This window comes from Variovorax sp. YR752 (genome assembly GCF_943372545.1).
Genome location: NZ_CALRZC010000064.1, coordinates 1 through 15857, shown reverse-complemented (window position 1 = coordinate 15857; position 15857 = coordinate 1). Strand labels below are relative to the sequence as shown.

The window sequence follows — 15857 nt, the reverse complement described above, 5'->3', positions numbered from 1 at the left end:
CGTCAACGCCCTGTGCGAAGGCCTGAAGGCAGATGCTCGCTGCCAGCGGCACGCCACACCCCGCAATCCATCGACGCACGTCCACGCCACCTCCGAGTGTCGTTTGCAGGCACGTCCGCAGCCCTTGCGGCATCTTGCGCCTGCCTCCCGCGCCTGTGCAAGACGGGCCAACCCGCTCGAACAGGCAGGCGGACCGGCACCTGCGCGCGGAGTCGCGCTCAGCGCTTCACGGCGTCGTCGTCTTCGGACTCCGCGCTGCCGGGCAGGTAGCCGACCCCATGCTGCGCCAGGTAGTCGCGGATCAGGCGGCGCACGACTTGCGAGGGCGTCACGTCCTGCCGCGCGCACAGGGCCTCGAAGGCCTTCTTCTTGGCTGGATCCACCAGCACCGTCAGGCGCGCAGTCTTCTGTTCCATGGCTGCTCCGTATGTCATCCTATTAACATAGGAGTATCATACAAAGCGAACCGGATTGCATCCCGATGAGAGTGCCCAGAGTGTCCAGCCCGAGCGCGCAGCCGCCCTGCGCGTCGCCCGCCGAGTGAACGTCCTGCTCGCCGCCCAGGTGCTGCTGCTGGCCGGGGCACTGGCCTGCCTGTTGCCGGTGCGCAATCGGCTGCGTGCTGCCTTCGGGCTGCTGTCGCAGGGCTTGGCGATGCTGCTGGTGCTGTCGGTGGCAGTGCCGGTGGTGCTGGGCGGGGCGCCGCTGGAGGGCGAACTGGCCTGGGCCCACCCGGTGGGCACGCTGAAGATGCGGCTCGACGCCCTGGGCGGCTTCTTCCTCGCCTGGTCGCTGCCGATGACGCTGCTCGGCAGCGTCTACGCGGTGGGCTACCTGCAACGCCATTTCGACGGCGAGCGCCATGTCGGCGTGCACTACGCGCTGCTCAACCTGACCGCGCTGTCGTTCGTGCTCGTCTACACCGCCGACCACGCGCTGGTGTTCCTGCTCGGCTGGGAGATCGCTGCCCTGGCAGCCTGGCTGCTGGTGATCTGGGACTATCCCAACCAGAAGGTGCGCTTCGCCGGCTTCAACTACCTGGTCTCGACGCACATCGGCCTGATCTTCCTGGTCGCCGCGTTCATGATCCTCTACACGCACTCGGCGTCGTGGGAGATGGGCAGCTTCGGCCGCTGGCTGCAGGCCCACCCCGGCGCGGAGCGCAACCTCGTCTTCCTGCTGCTGCTGGCCAGCTTCGGGCTCAAGTCGGCGTTCTTCCCGTTCCACTCCTGGCTGCCGCGCGCCCATGCCGCGGCGCCGGCCCATGTGTCGGCACTGATGTCCGGGGTGATCCACAAGGCGGGCCTGTACGCCCTGGTGCGCTTCATCCTGCTGATCGGCCAGCCCGACGAGTGGATGGGCTGGTTCCTGATCGGCTTCTCGCTGCTCTCGGCGGTGATCGGTGCGCTGTACACCGTCGGCCAGCGCGACCTGAAACGCCTGCTGGGCTACTCGTCGACCGAGAACGTCGGCATCGCCGGCATCGGCCTGGGTGTCGGGTGCCTCGGCCTGGCCTGGGGCAACCCGGCCCTGGTGACGCTGGGTTTCGCCGGCGGGCTGCTGCACGTGCTCAACCATGCCTTCTTCAAGTGCCAGTTGTTCTATGCCGCCGGCGCGGTCTACCAGGCCACCCACACGGTGGACATCGAGCGGCTCGGCGGGCTGGCGCGGCTGATGCCGTGGACGGCGGTCAGCTTCGTGCTCGGCGGCGTGGCCATCGCGGCGCTGCCGCCGCTCAACGGATTCACCAGCGAGTTCGTCATCTACTCGGGGCTCATCAATGGCCAGCCGATCGCCGCCTGGGCCAAGGTGGCCCTGGCCGCGGCGGCTGCGGGCCTGGCCTTCGTCGGCGCGGTCTCCGCACTGAGCATCACGCGAGGCTTCGGCGTGGTGTTCCTCGGGGCGCCGCGCGACCCGTCGATCGAACGCCCGCAGGAAGTGAGCCGCTGGATGCTGGCGCCGACGCTGCTTCATGCCGCCGGGGTGGTGGTGCTGGGCGTGGCGCCGGTGCTCGGGCTCGCGCTGGTGGAAGGCTCGGTGCGGCTGGCGCTCGCCGCCTTGCCGGGCGCCGGCACGCAGGCCCTGGATGCGCTGGGCGGAACGCTGACACGCATCGGCGCCTTGTCGGCGGGGCTCGCGGTGGCGGTGGCGATCCTGTGGTGGCAGCGTGCGCGCTTCGGCGGCCCCGCGGCGGCCAGTCACGTCACCTGGGGCTGCGGCTACACGGCGCCGAACACACGCATGCAGTACACCGGCTCGAGCTTCTCCTGGGACTTCAGCCAGCCGTTCCGCGGCGTGATGGTGCTGCTGCGCCGGCAGCACGCGCCCGAGGGCTACTTCCCGAAGGACGGCCACCTGGTCACCGACTGCGTGGACGCGGTCGAGCGGCGCCTCTTCTCGGTCATCAGGCACGGCGACGAGTCGGCTACCGAGTTGTCGCGCCGCCTGCGCGAGGACGATCCGCGCCTGGCCTTCGCCGCCGCACTGGTGGCCATCATCCTCATCGCCGGCGTGATCGCGCTGGCCGGCGGGGCGCTGCGGTGACCGGCGGCGTGCCGTTGCTGCTGCTCGCGGCGCATGGGCTCATCGTGCTGGCGGCACCGATCCTGCTGGTCGGCCTCGTCAACCGCACCAAGTCGTGGTGGGGCGGGCGCAAGGGGCCGCGGCTGCTGCAGTCGCTGTGGGACCTGATGCGGCTGTCGGCCAAGCGGCCGGTGCTCAGTGCGGTGACGACGCCGCTGTTCCGCGCCGGTGCCTGGGTGGTGCTGGCGGCTTCGCTGATGGCGGCGCAGATCGCGCCGATGCTCGGGCCGGTGGCGCCGCTGCAGTTCGAGCACGACTTCATCGTCTTCGCCTACACGCTGGGCCTGGCGCGGCTGTTCCTGATGCTCAGTGCGATGGACGTCGGCAGTTCGTTCGAAGGCATGGGCACGGCGCGCGAAGCGTCGTTCACGGCCTTCGTCGAGCCGGCGCTGTTCCTGCTGATCGGCACGGCCGCGCTGGCCACCGGGCAGACCAGCTTTGCCGGCGCCATCGGCCACTGGCAGGGCACGCCGAGCTACCCCTGGCTGGCGGGGCCGGCGGTGGCGGTGCTGTTCGTGCTGCTGCAGGCCGAGGCGGCGCGCGTACCGGTCGACGACCCGCTCACCCACCTCGAGCTGACCATGATCCACGAGGTCATGGTGCTCGACCACAGCGGCCCCGAGCTGGCCGCGATGCAGTACGCCGCCGCGGTCAAGATGACGATCTATGCCGGCCTGATCGCTGCGCTGCTCAACCCCGTCGATCCCTTCGCCGCGCCGCTGGCGGCGGTGGTCGTCACCTTGGCGATCATGGCGGCGGTCGCCGTCGCGGTCGGCTGCGTGGAGTCGCTGGTGGCTCGCCTGCGATTGCGCTACGTGCCGCGCTACCTGATGCTGGCGTCGGCGCTGGCCGCGCTCGGCCTCGGCGTCGCGGGCTGGATGGCGGGGGCCGCATGAAGGCGCCGCTGATCCTCTTCCTCGTCACGACGGTCCTGCCCGTCTTCTTCGGCCGCATCCGCTCGGCGCCGTTCTGGCTGACGCTGCAGGGCGTGGCGCTGGCCTGGGCGGGCGCAGCATCGCACGGTTCGTGGTCGGCGCATGCGCTGGCGGCGCTGGCCGAGGTGTTGCTGGTGCGGGCGCTGATCGCGCCGCAGCTGCTGCGCCGTGCTGTCCGCGGCCGTGCCGAGCCCGACCTCGAGCTGATGCCGTCCAACCTGTTCGCCTGGGCGATCGCGATCACCCTGATCGTGCTGGCCTTCGAGTTCGGTGCGCCGGCGCTGGACGACCGCCACGCACTGACCCTGGGCACCGTCGGCGCCACCGTCGCAGTGGCCCTGCTGCTGCTGGCGGTCAACGACGCGCCGCCGGCGCAGCTGGTGGCGGTGCTCTTCATGGAGAACGCACTGGCGCTGTTCGAGTCGCTGCTGCCCGAGCCCTGGCCGCTGCCGGTGCATGTCGCGCTCGGCATGATCTACCTGATGACGATCGGTGTCGGTGCGTGGTTGATCGGGCGGCCCGATGCGCCGGTTCATGCCGTCGCCGATGCCGCCTCGGAGGGCAAGCGGCCGTGAGCGTCGTGTCGGGTCCCGTTGTGAACCCCGGCGCCGGCTCGGAGGGCGCCCGGCCGGTGGGTGTGCCGTGGGCGGGTCCGGTGCTGGTCGGCGCGGCACTGATGGCGTTCGCAGCCACCGTGATCGTGTTCGCGCGCACGCCGCTGGCCGAATTGCCGCTGTACTTCGTGCATCGCTGGTTCGTGCTCGACGCCACGGCCATGCTCTTCCTGCTGGTCATCAACAGCGTGTTCCTCGGCATCAGCGTCTACATGTCGTCGCTGGCGAGCCGCTCGCCGGCCTTGGCGCCGAAGATGAAGGCGCGTGCCTTGCTGACGCTGGCCTTCATGGCGGCGATGAACCTGGGCGTGATGGCCAACCACCTGCTGCTGCTGTGGGCCTTCATCGAGCTCACCGCCGTGTGCGCCGCGCCGCTGGTCGCGCAGGGCGAGGCGCTGCGCCCGCGCCGCGTGGCCTGGCACTACCTGTTGTACTCGAGCATCTCGCTGGCGCTGACCTTCCTGGGCATCCTGTGCCTGACCCGTTCGGCGCAGCTGCAGGGCGTGGTGCTCGACTTCGCCTTCGACGAGATGGCGCTGTCGCTGCCCACCGCGGCCGACGGCTGGCAGCGCCTCGGGCTGGCGCTGATGCTCTTCGGCCTGGGCAGCAAGCTCGGCCTCGCGCCCCTGTACAGCTGGCTGCCGGAGACCTACGAAGCCGCGCCCACCAGCACCAGCGCGCTGCTCGCGGCGGTGCAGTTCAACATCAGCATCGTCGCGGTGCTGCGCGTGCTGCAGGTGTTCCGCGGGCAGGACACCGGCTTCGTGTCCCACGAGCTGCTGATCATGGGCTGCCTGTCGCTGGTCATCGCCGCGGTGCAGGTGATGGCGGCGCGCAACTACAAGCGGCTGATCGCCTATGCCTGCGTCAGCTCGTCGGGCGTCATCGCGATCGGGCTGTCGGTCGGCAAGGCGGCAGCCTATGGCGTGCTGCTGTACGTGGTCAGCGCCGCCTTCGTGAAGGCGCTGCTGTTCCTCACCGCCGGCCGGCTGCGCGCGGTCTACCGCACCAACGAAAGCCGGGCGCTGGCCGGCGTGATCCGCGTGCTGCCGTTCTCCGGCGCGCTGTTCGCCGTGGGCACCTTCGCATTGCTCGGCTTCCCGCCCTTCGGCAGCTTCATGGCGGAAATGCTGATCCTCTCGGGCATCGTGCAGGCCGGCAACCTGATCGCCTTCACGCTGATGTGCACGATGCTGACCATCATCTTCGTCGCCACCGGGCGCTCGATCTTCCCGATGCTGTGGGGCGAGCCGCTGGAGCAGCGCCCGCCGGTGCGCGAGCCCTGGTTCACCGCGCTGCCCAAGCTGGGCTTCGTGCTCGTGCTGGTGCTGCTCGGCGTGTACACGCCGGCACCGATCGCGCAGCTGCTGGTGCAGGTGGCGCAATCGATCGGAGGGCCGTGATGGACCCGACGCAGCCGATCGTGATGGTGCCGACGCACGAGCTCGAGCCGCTGGCCATCGACGCCTGGGCCGAGGCGATCGGCTGCTCGCTGGCCGCCGGCGCGCGCATCGTCACCCTGTTCGGCCGCCCCGACGGCGGCGAGGTTCTCGTCACCGCGGTGCTGCACTCGCCGGGGGCGGCGCTGGCAGTGCTGCGCGCGCGCGCGCCGCGCGGCGGCCGTTACCCGGCGCTGACCGCGCGCTTACCGGCGGCGCAGATGTTCGAACGCGAACTGTGGGAGCAGACCGGCCTGCTGCCCGAGGGCCACCCCTGGCTGAAGCCGGTGCGCTTCGAGGGCGCGCGCCAGCAAGGCCTCGACGCCTACCCGTTCTTCACGATGCGCGGCCAGGAGGTGCACGAGGTCGGTGTCGGGCCGATCCACGCCAGCGTCATCGAGCCCGGCCACTTCCGCTTCATGTGCCACGGCGAGCGGGTGGCGCACCTCGAGATCCAGCTCGGCTACCAGCACCGCGGCGTCGAGGCGCTGCTGCTGCGACGCCCGCCGCTGGCGCTGAGCTCGCTGGTCGAGTCGATCGCGGGCGACAGCAGCATCGCCTATGCCTGGGGCTACTGCGCCGCCGTCGAGGCGCTGGCCGGCGTGCCCATCCGCCCCGAGGTGGAGCTGGTGCGCGGAGTGGCGCTGGAGCTGGAGCGCATTGCGATGCACCTGGTCGCGCTCACCGGCCTGGCCACCGACATCGCCTTCCTGCAAGGCGGCGCCAGCTACGGCCGCCTGCGCACGGCAATCATCAACGCCACCCAGCGCCTCTGCGGCAACCGTTTCGGGCGCGGCTGGTTGCGCCCGGGCGGCGTTCGCGAGGGGCTGGGCGAGGAGCGCCGGCGCGATCTGCTCGGCACGCTGGCAGCGTTCGGAAAGGACTGCGCCGAGGTGAACGCGCTGATGCTCTCCGCGCGCAGCGTGCAGTCGCGCCTGAAGGGGACTGGCGTGCTCAGCACGCAGGCCGCCCAGGACCTCGGCGTCGTCGGCCTCGCCGCCCGTGCCAGCGGCGTGGCGACGGATCTGCGGACCGAGCGGCCGGGCCGGCTCTACACCGATCGGCCGCTGGCGATGCAGGTGGAGCAGGGCGGCGACTGCTGGGCGCGGCTGCGCCTGCGCATGCGCGAGATCGACGAGTCGCTGCGCTGGCTGCGCCAGGTGCTCGAAGCGCCGGAGGTCGACCTGTCGGCGAACCGCTTGACCTCGCCCGGCCCGCTGGGCCCCCACATGCTGTGCGTGACGCTGCGCGAGGGCTTCCGCGGCCCGGTGGTGCAGGCGCTGGAGACCGGCGCGGACGGCCGTCTGGTGCACTACAAAGTGCAGGACCCGTCGCTGCTCAACTGGTTCGGCCTCGCCCAAGCGGTGCGCGAGAACGAGATCTCCGACTTCCCGATCTGCAACAAGAGCTTCGACCTCTCGTACTGCGGGAACGACCTGTAGGAAGGCCATGCTGAAGTCGATCAAGGTCAGGGCCTCGCAGGGCTCGCAGTTCATCCCGGATCCGCGCCGAGCCGAGCCGGCAGGTTTCCGCGGCAAGCCGGTCATTGCCGACAAGGCTTGCGAGCATGGCTGCGCAGCCTGCGTGGACGCCTGCCCGACGGCGGCGATCGCACTCGACCCGGTGCGCATCGACCTGGGCCGCTGCGTGCTGTGCGGCGACTGCGCTCCGGTGTGCCCGGCCGGCAAGCTCTCCTTCGACAACGACTTCAAGCTCGCCGCCACCGACCGCGACGCGCTGATCGTCACCGCCGCGCGGCCCTCGCTCGACCCGGTGCGGGTCTCGGCGGCGCTGCGCCAGCGTTTCGGCCGCTCGCTCAAGCTGCGCTCGGTGTCGGCCGGCGGCTGCAACGCCTGCGAGCTCGAGGTCAATGCGCTGGGCAACGTCAACTTCGACATCGGCCGCTACGGCATCGACATCGTCGCCTCGCCGCGCCACGCCGACGGCTTGGTGCTGACCGGCCCGCTCTCGCGCAACATGGCGCAGGCGCTGCAGCTGTGCTGGGACGGCATGCCCGAGCCGAAGTTCGTCATCGCCGTCGGTGCCTGCGCGATCTCGGGCAGCCCGTTCGAAGGTGCCGACACACTCGATCGCGGCTTCCTCGAGCGCTTCCGGCCCGCGCTCTACGTGCCGGGCTGCCCGGCGCACCCGCTGACCTTCATCAGCGGCATCCTCGACCTGCTGGGCATCGAGAGCTGAATGCCCGCCTGACGCCATGCCCGAGACCCTCGACCCCGCCCGCCACGTCAAGCCCTTCGTCTACGAGACGCTGACCAACAAGGCACTGCACTTCTCGATCGCCGAGATCCAGAGCCGCATGAGGCTGAGCGACCCGTTCGCGCTCGACCTGGAGTACACGCGCACGATGATGGGCTTCCTGCTGTTCCAGCCCGATCCGCGGCAGATCGCGATGATCGGCCTGGGCGGCGGCTCGCTGGCCAAGTTCTGCCACCGCTACCTGCCCGATGCCTGCATCGAGGTGGTCGAGATCAATCCGCACGTCATCGCGCTGCGCGAGCAGTTCCACGTGCCGCCGGACGACGCCCGCCTGCGCGTGCTTCATGGCGACGGGGCGAAGTACGTGCGCGACTCGGCCGCCCGCGTGGACGTGCTCGTCGTCGACGGCTTCGACAGCGACGGCCTGCCCGGCCAGCTGTGCTCGCAGCGCTTCTACGACGACTGCTTCGACATGCTGGCGCCGGGCGGGGTGATGGTCGTCAACCTGCACTACGGGCATCTCCACTACCAGCGCCACCTCGACCGCATCCAGCGCAGCTTCGACGCCGCGGTGCTGGTGGTCGACGATGGCGAGCTGAGCAACAGCATCGTGTTCGCCGGCAAGGGCGGGGCGCTCGACCGCGTGGCGCCCGGCCTGGTGCGCCGGCCCAGCGGCCTGGCCCGCGGCGCGGCGGACCAGCTGCTCGGTGCGTTCGCGCAGGTCAGCCGTGCGCTGAAGGATCGCGGCACGCCCTGACGCCGGCCCTTCTCCTGCGCGTGGGCGGCGAGTACGATGCGCATCAGATCAACATGCCATTCGCATGGCGGAGATCCATGGAGCTCAAGACTGCGCGGTTGACGCTGCTCATCGATCCGAACAAGAAGGCGGCGTTCGAGCGCCTGTGCGCTCAGCAGGACCTGACCGCCTCGCAGGTGGTGCGGCAGATGATCCGTGACTACCTCGCCCAGCACGGCGTCAGCTACGCGCCCAGCGGCGTGGAGCCCGCCGAGTCTGCCGAGCCCGCGCCGGCGACGGCACGCAGTGCCCGGGCAACGCACCCCGCCAAGGCAACCAGGGCGCGCCGCAAGGGTTGACCATGCCGGGCCTGCCGCCGATCGGCCAGTGGCTCCACATCGACTGGATGCTCGTCGTCGGCATGGGGTGGCTGGCGGTCGGCGCAGCCGGCGTGCTGCTGCTGCACCGCCTCGCCCTGGTGGCGCACCTGCTGTTCCCGCTCGGTGGGCTGGTCGGGCTGCTGCTGTTCGGCGTCTCGCTCGACGCGCTGCTGGGCACGCCCGAGGTGGCAGTGCTGCCGATCGGCCTGCCGAGCCTGCCTTTCCACCTGCGGCTGGACAGCCTGGCGGCCTACTTCCTGATGGTGATCGGCGCCGCCTCGGCCGGCATCTCGGTGTTCGCCGCCGGCTACTTCCGCCAGGGCGAGGGCACGCCGCCGGGCCTGCTGTGCCTCGAGTACCACGTCTTCCTGGCCAGCATGGTCGGCGTGGTCCTGGCCGACGACGCCTATGCCTTCATGGTGATGTGGGAGACGATGGCGCTGTCGTCCTACTTCCTCGTCACCGCCAACCACCGAATCGCCGAGGTGCGCGCGGCGGGCTATCTCTACATCACGATGGCGCGCATCGGCGCCATCGCCATCCTCCTGTGCTTCGGCGTGCTGCAGGCCAACACCGGCGACTACAGCTTCGACAACATGCGTGCGCAGACGCTGTCGCCGTTCTGGGCCTCGGCGGGCTTCCTGCTGGCGCTGTTCGGCTTCGGCGCGAAGGCCGGCCTGCTGCCGCTGCACGTCTGGCTGCCGGAGGCCCACCCGGCGGCGCCGTCACCGGTGTCGGCGCTGATGAGCGGGGTGATGCTCAACACCGCCGTCTACGGGATGCTGCGCGTGGCCTTCGACCTGCTGCACGTGCAGCTGTGGTGGTGGGGCGCGCTGCTGCTCGCGCTGGGCCTGGCCACCGCGCTGTACGGCGTGATCTTCGCGGCGGTGCAGACCGACATGAAGCGGCTGCTGGCCTATTCCTCGATCGAGAACATGGGCCTGCTGTTCGTCGGCATGGGCCTGGCGCTGATCTTCTACGGCTACGACATGAAGCCGATGGCGGCGCTGGCGCTGACGGCGACGCTGTACCACGTGGCCAGCCATGCCTTCTTCAAGAGCCTGCTGTTCCTGGGCACCGGCAGCGTGCTGCACGCCACCTCGCAGCGCAGCCTGGGCAAGCTCGGCGGGCTGATCCGCAGCATGCCCTGGGTTGGCTGGCTGACGCTGCTGGGCGTGCTGGCCAGCGCGGGCCTGCCGCCGCTGGGGGGCTTCGTCTCCGAGTGGCTGCTGCTGCAGAGCTTCCTGTTCAGCCCGGGCCTGCCGGTGCCGCTGCTGACCATGCTGATCCCGGTGGTGGCGGCCTTGATCGCGCTGGTCGCGGCGCTGGCCGGCTACACGATGGTCAAGTTCTTCGGTGTCATCTTCCTCGGGCAGCCGCGCGAGGAGCGACTCGCGCAGGCGCACGACGCAGGGCCGTACGAGCGAACCGGCATGGTCTGGCTGGTGCTGGGCTGCGTCGCGCTCGGCCTGCTGCCGGTGCAGTTCATCGGCCTGCTCGACCCGGTGACGCGCCAGCTCGTCGGCGAGGGGCTGGCCGAGCGCGTCGCCGCCGGCGGCTGGCTGCTGGCGCCGAACGGGGCGGAGCAGGCCAGCTACGGGCCGGTGATCTTCCTGCTCGGCATCCTGGCCAGCTTCGCGCTCGCCTTCGTGCTGGTGCGCGTGCTCTACCACGGCCGGCTGCGGCGCGATCGGCCCTGGGCCTGCGGCTTCCCGTGGGGCACGGCACGCATGCAGGACACCGCCGAGGGCTTCGGCCAGCCGATCCGGCAGATCTTCGAGCCGTTCTTCCTGATGCAGCGCGAGTTGCCCACGCCCTTCGACGAGCAGCCGCGCTACCGGGTCACGGTGGAAGATCACTTCTGGCGCTGGCTGTACCTGCCCATCGCCGACCTGGCGCAGTACCTGGCGCGCCTGCTCTCGCTGATGCAGCAGGGGCGCATCTCGGTGTACCTGCTGTACAGCTTCGTCACGCTGGTGGCGACGCTGCTGGTGGTGATGCGATGAGCCTCACCGGCCTGCTCTCGCAGCTGCTCGAGATCGTGCTGGCGATCGCGCTGGCGCCGCTGCTGAGCGGCTGGGTCAACCAGTGGCGGGCCTGGCTGCAGAACCGCTCGGCGCCCAGCCTGTGGCAGCCGTACCGCACGCTGCACAAGCTGTTCAACAAGGAATCGGTGCTGGCCGACAACGCCTCGCGGCTGTTCCGCACCGCGCCCTATGTCGTGTTCGGCTGCATGGTGCTGGCCTGCGCGATCATCCCCACGCTGTCGACCGACCTGCCGCTGGCGCCGGTGGCCGACGCGATCGCGCTGGTCGGCATCTTCGCGCTGGCGCGCGTGTTCATCTCGCTGGCGGCGATGGACGTCGGCACGGCGTTCGGCACGCTCGGCGCGCGGCGCGAGATGCTGATCGGCTTCCTCGCCGAGCCGGCGCTGCTGATGGTGCTGTTCTCGGCCTCGCTGATCTCCAAGTCGACCTCGCTGGTCACCACCGTCGAGACCCTGGCGCACCGCGAACTGGCCATCTACCCCGGCCTGGCGTTCGCGGGTGTGGCCTTCACGATGGTCTCGCTGGCCGAGAACGCACGGGTGCCGGTGGACAACCCGGCCACCCACCTCGAGCTGACGATGATCCACGAGGCGCTAATCCTCGAGTACTCGGGCCGGCACCTGGCGCTGCTCGAGTGGGCGGCGAGCCTGAAGCTGTTCGCCTATTCGTGCATCGGCCTGGCACTGTTCTTCCCCTGGGGCGTGGCCGAGGCGCAGGCGCCGCTGGCCATGCTGCTGGCACTGCCCGCGCTGCTGTTCAAGCTGGCGATCGGCGGCTTCGCGCTCGCCGTGCTGGAGACGCTGTCGGCCAAGATGCGCATCTTCCGCGTGCCCGAGTTCCTGGCCACTGCCTTCCTGCTGGCGGTGATCGGCATGCTCGTCCACCTGCTTCTCGAGCACTGAGATGACCGCACTGCTGACCCAGTTCGTCAACCTGCTCGGCGCGTTGCTGCTGATCCTGGCGTTCGCGATGATCTCGCAGCGCCGTATCCTGTCGCTCATCCACCTGTTCACGCTGCAGGGCGCCACGCTGGTGCTGGCCACCACGGTGGTGGGCTACGTCACCGGGCAGCCGCACCTGTACCTCTCGGCCGGCGTCACCTTCGTGCTGAAGGTGCTGCTGATCCCGTGGCTACTGCACCGCGTGATCGACCGGCTGCAGATCCGCTGGGACGTCGAGACGCTGATCAACATCCCGACCACCATGCTGATCGGCATCGGCGTCGTCATCTTCGCCTTCAACCTGGCGATCCCGATCTCGCAGCTCTCCTCCAAGCTGGCCAGCGGCACGCTGGGCATCGCGCTGGCCTGCGTGCTGCTGTCCTTCCTGATGATGATCACGCGGGCCAAGGCGGTGCCGCAGGTGATCGGCTTCCTGGCGATGGAGAACGGCCTGTTCTTCGCCGCCACCTCGGCCACCTACGGCATGCCGATGGTGGTGGAACTCGGCATCGCGCTGGACGTGCTGATCGGCGTGCTGATCCTGGGCGTGTTCATGTTCCAGATCCGTGAGCAGTTCGACAGCCTGGACATCCGCCACCTCGAGAAGCTCAAGGATGATTGAGCTGAACCCGCTCGCCTTCCTGCTCGGCATCCCGCTCGTCGGCGGGCTGGTGCTGGCACTGGTCGGCCATCGCGACGCGGCGCGCGACGTCAACGTCGCCTTCAGCGCCGGCACCCTGGTCGCCGCCGGTGCGCTGACCGTGCAGGTGATCGAGCACGGGCCGATGCTGCTGTGGGACAGCGAGTTCTACATCGATGCGCTCAACGTGTTCCTGGTCGCGCTCACCGCATTCGTCGCCCTGACCACCGCGATCTTCTCGCGCCCCTACATGCGCGTCGAGCGCGACCACGGCAAGATGACGCCGCCGCGGCTGCGCCTGTACCACAGCATGTACCAGCTGTTCAGCTTCACGATGCTGCTGGCGCTGACCACCAACAACCTCGGCATCGTCTGGGTGGCGATGGAGGCGGCCACGCTGAGCACCGTGCTGCTGGTCAGCGTCTACCGCACCGCCGCCAGCCTGGAGGCGGCGTGGAAGTACTTCATCCTCTGCGGCGTGGGCATCGCGCAGGCGCTGTTCGGGACGGTGCTGCTGTACATGGCGGCCGAGAAGGTGATCGGGGCGGAGGGCGGGGCGCTGCTGTGGACCCACCTCGACGCGGTCAAGGCACGGCTCGACCCGAACATCATCACGCTGGCCTTTGCCTTCCTGTTCATCGGCTACGGCACCAAGGTCGGCCTGGTGCCGGTGCACAACTGGCTGCCGGATGCACATGCCGAAGGCCCGACGCCGGTGTCCGCCGTGCTGTCCGGCCTGCTGCTCAACGTGGCGCTGTACGCAGTGCTGCGCTGCAAGGTGCTGACCGACGGCGCGCTGGGCAGCAGCCTGCTGTCGGGCCGGCTGATGATGGGCTTCGGCCTGCTGTCGGTGGTGGCGGCGGTGTTCTTCATCATCCGCCAGCGCGACGTCAAGCGCATGTTCGCCTACTCGTCGATCGAGCACATGGGCATGATGACCTTCGCCTTCGGCATGGGCGGGCCGATCGCCACCTATGCCGGGCTGCTGCACATGACGGTGCACTCGCTGATCAAGTCGGCGATCTTCTTCGCCGTCGGCCACGCCACGCAGAAGGCCGGCTCGCAGATCATGGACGAGATCCGCGGCCTGATCCGCGTCAGCCCGACGGTGGGCTGGGGGCTGATGCTGGGCGCGCTGGCGATCCTGGGCATGCCGCCGTTCGGGGTGTTCGCCAGCGAGTTCCTGATCGTCACCACCGCGATGCGCGAGCAGGCCTGGGCGACGCCCTTCCTGCTGGTCGCGCTCGGCCTGGCCTTCGCCTCGGTGTTCAGCCGCGTGCAGCCGATGGTGTTTGGCGAGACCACGCTGAAGCCACTGGCCCACCCGCCGGCGCTGATCCCGGTGTTCGTGCACCTGCTGCTCGGCCTGATGCTCGGCCTGTACATCCCGCCCTACCTCGATGCCTGGTACCGCCAGGCGGCCGCCATGCTGGTGGGGCAGTGACGATGGGCTGGGACGACTTGAACCTGAGCCCGGCCCGCACGCCGGCGCCGCTGCCGATCTGGCATGCCGTGGTCGACCACGCCGGCTGGCGGGCAGTGGCGCAGCACTTCGCGCGAAGCGGCGGCCGGCTGGTGTCGATGTGGGGCGTTGAAGCAGAGGAGGGCGCATCACCGGCCGCCTGTGCGGCCTTCGCATCGGCGCACGGGCTGCTGTGCGTGGAGCTGCCACTGGTCGACCGGCAGGAGCAGTTTCCGGATCTGTCGGCGCAATTCGCCTGTGCCGTGCGGATGCAGCGCGCCATGGCCGACCTGAGCGGCCTGCACGCCGAGGGCGCGCGCGACCAGCGCCCCTGGCTCGATCACGGCCTCTGGCGCGGTGAGCTGCCGCCACTGGCGGCTGGCGCACAGCCCGAGGGTGCGGAGCCGGACAGCCTGCCCGCCGACTACCCTTTCGTGCGCGTCGAAGGTGACGGCGTGCACGAGATCCCGGTCGGCCCGGTGCACGCCGGCATCATCGAGCCGGGGCACTTCCGCTTCTCGGTGGTCGGCGAGAAGGTGCTGCGCCTGGAGCAGCGGCTGGGCTACACGCACAAGGGCATCGAGCGCCGCTTCACCGAGCTGGAGCCGCTGCAGGCGCACAGGCTGGCGGGCCGCGTGTCGGGCGACTCGACGGTCGCCTTCGCCTGGGCCTTCTGCATGGCTCTGGAGGCCGCCTGCGGGGTGCTGGCCCCGCCGCGCGCCGAGTGCCTGCGCGCACTGCTGCTCGAGCGCGAACGTGTCGCCAACCATCTCGGCGACCTCGGCGCGCTCGGCAACGACGCCGCGCTGGCCTTCGGCCAGGCGCAGTTCTCGCGTCTGCGCGAAGACTGGCAGCGACTGTCGAAGGATGCCTTCGGTCACCGCCTGCTGATGGACCTGGTCGTGCCGGGCGGCGTCGCGCGCGATCTGTCGCTGCCGCAGCGAGACGCCATGCGTCAGCAGTGCGACGTGGTCGCGAGCGAGGTTCGCCGTCTGCGCCGGATCTACGACGAACACGCCGGACTGCAGGACCGCTTCATGGGCACCGGACGCGTGGCGCCGGAGCTGGCCGCCCGCCTCGGGCTGACGGGCCTGGCCGGCCGCGCCAGCGGGCAGGCGCACGACCTGCGCTGCGACCATGACTGGCAGCCTTACCGGCGGCTCGAGACCAGGAAGTCGTCACAGGCCGGCGGCGACGTCGCTGCCCGCGTGGCCGTGCGCTTCGACGAGGTGTTCGAATCGCTGCGTCTGATCCGCGAGCTGTGCAGCGGCCTGCCCGACGGTGCGGTGTCGGCTCCGCTGGATCTGCCGGCCGACCCTTCGCGCGGCTTCGGCTGGGTCGAAGGCTGGCGCGGCGAGGTGCTGGTGGCGCTGCAGCTAGGCGCCGGCGGGCGCATCCTGCGCTGCCACTGCCACGACCCATCGTGGCAGAACTGGCCGGTGCTGGAGCATGCCGTGATCGGCAACATCGTCCCGGACTTTCCGCTGATCAACAAGTCGTTCAACCTGAGTTATTCAGGCCACGACCTCTGAGCGTCGAACCATGTGGCAGATCCTGCGCCAGATCACCCGCAACGGCCTGCTGACCGAAGCGCCGCCGAAGGTCGACGACGCGACGCTGGCCGAGGTACGGCGCATCCACGACGAGGTGCTGGCCATCCTCGGCCAGGCGCTGGCCATCCGCCAGGTCGATGCCGGCTCCTGCAACGGCTGCGAGCTGGAGATCCACGCGCTCAACAACCCGTACTACAACATCGAGGGGCTGGGCATCCGGTTCGTTGCCAGCCCGCGCCATGCCGACCTGCTGCTGGTGACCGGGCCGGTGTCGCGCCACATGGCGGAGGCGCTGCGCCGCACCTGGGA

Annotated in this window: 14 protein-coding genes and 1 pseudogene; 14 read left to right on the top strand and 1 reads right to left on the bottom strand. The window is 70.1% G+C overall.

The window, feature by feature from the left end:
* Window positions 1-218 precede the first annotated feature (218 nt).
* Window positions 219-416 (bottom strand): ribbon-helix-helix protein, CopG family, encoded by a 198-nt coding sequence (locus tag AAG801_RS16855; protein ID WP_341889398.1) that lies wholly within the window; start codon window positions 414-416, stop codon window positions 219-221.
* A gap of 124 nt (window positions 417-540) precedes the next feature.
* Here AAG801_RS16855 and AAG801_RS16850 point away from each other — a divergent pair, with 124 nt between their 5' ends.
* The 14 genes and pseudogenes from AAG801_RS16850 to AAG801_RS16785 form a co-directional block, all read left to right on the top strand.
* Window positions 541-2544, top strand: coding sequence for a proton-conducting transporter membrane subunit (locus AAG801_RS16850; protein ID WP_341889397.1), 2004 nt, complete (start codon window positions 541-543; stop codon window positions 2542-2544).
* On the top strand, window positions 2541-3479 hold the full coding sequence (locus AAG801_RS16845; RefSeq protein ID WP_341889396.1) for an NADH-quinone oxidoreductase subunit H: 939 nt from the start codon (window positions 2541-2543) through the stop codon (window positions 3477-3479). Before AAG801_RS16850 ends, AAG801_RS16845 begins: the two co-directional genes overlap by 4 nt.
* Complete coding sequence (locus tag AAG801_RS16840; protein ID WP_341889395.1) at window positions 3476-4093, top strand: hypothetical protein; 618 nt, start codon at window positions 3476-3478, stop codon at window positions 4091-4093. Before AAG801_RS16845 ends, AAG801_RS16840 begins: the two co-directional genes overlap by 4 nt.
* Before the next feature lie 5 nt (window positions 4094-4098).
* A complete protein-coding gene (locus AAG801_RS16835) occupies window positions 4099-5535 on the top strand; it encodes a proton-conducting transporter membrane subunit (protein ID WP_341889394.1) in 1437 nt (478 codons plus the stop codon).
* Window positions 5535-7013 (top strand): NADH-quinone oxidoreductase subunit C, encoded by a 1479-nt coding sequence (locus AAG801_RS16830; RefSeq protein ID WP_341889393.1) that lies wholly within the window; start codon window positions 5535-5537, stop codon window positions 7011-7013. The genes AAG801_RS16835 and AAG801_RS16830 overlap by 1 nt, the downstream gene beginning before the upstream one ends.
* Before the next feature lie 7 nt (window positions 7014-7020).
* On the top strand, window positions 7021-7770 hold the full coding sequence (locus tag AAG801_RS16825; protein WP_341889392.1) for a 4Fe-4S dicluster domain-containing protein: 750 nt from the start codon (window positions 7021-7023) through the stop codon (window positions 7768-7770).
* 16 nt (window positions 7771-7786) lie between these two features.
* Window positions 7787-8545 (top strand): transferase, encoded by a 759-nt coding sequence (locus AAG801_RS16820; RefSeq protein ID WP_341889391.1) that lies wholly within the window; start codon window positions 7787-7789, stop codon window positions 8543-8545.
* A 77-nt stretch (window positions 8546-8622) separates the two neighbouring features.
* On the top strand, window positions 8623-8883 hold the full coding sequence (locus AAG801_RS16815) for a ribbon-helix-helix protein, CopG family (RefSeq protein WP_341889390.1): 261 nt from the start codon (window positions 8623-8625) through the stop codon (window positions 8881-8883).
* Window positions 8884-8885: 2 nt separating this feature from the next.
* Window positions 8886-10910 (top strand): hydrogenase 4 subunit B, encoded by a 2025-nt coding sequence (gene hyfB / locus AAG801_RS16810; protein WP_341889389.1) that lies wholly within the window; start codon window positions 8886-8888, stop codon window positions 10908-10910.
* Entirely contained in the window at window positions 10907-11854 is a 948-nt protein-coding gene (locus tag AAG801_RS16805; protein WP_341889388.1) for an NADH-quinone oxidoreductase subunit H, read from the top strand. Before hyfB ends, AAG801_RS16805 begins: the two co-directional genes overlap by 4 nt.
* A gap of 1 nt (window position 11855) precedes the next feature.
* Window positions 11856-12515 (top strand): formate hydrogenlyase, encoded by a 660-nt coding sequence (locus AAG801_RS16800; protein ID WP_341889387.1) that lies wholly within the window; start codon window positions 11856-11858, stop codon window positions 12513-12515.
* On the top strand, window positions 12508-13977 hold the full coding sequence (locus AAG801_RS16795; RefSeq protein ID WP_341889386.1) for a hydrogenase 4 subunit F: 1470 nt from the start codon (window positions 12508-12510) through the stop codon (window positions 13975-13977). The genes AAG801_RS16800 and AAG801_RS16795 overlap by 8 nt, the downstream gene beginning before the upstream one ends.
* A gap of 2 nt (window positions 13978-13979) precedes the next feature.
* Window positions 13980-15527, top strand: coding sequence for an NADH-quinone oxidoreductase subunit C (locus AAG801_RS16790; protein ID WP_341889385.1), 1548 nt, complete (start codon window positions 13980-13982; stop codon window positions 15525-15527).
* Between the two features lie 10 nt (window positions 15528-15537).
* Window positions 15538-15857 (top strand): annotated as a pseudogene (locus AAG801_RS16785) (formate hydrogenlyase); the annotation flags it as partial.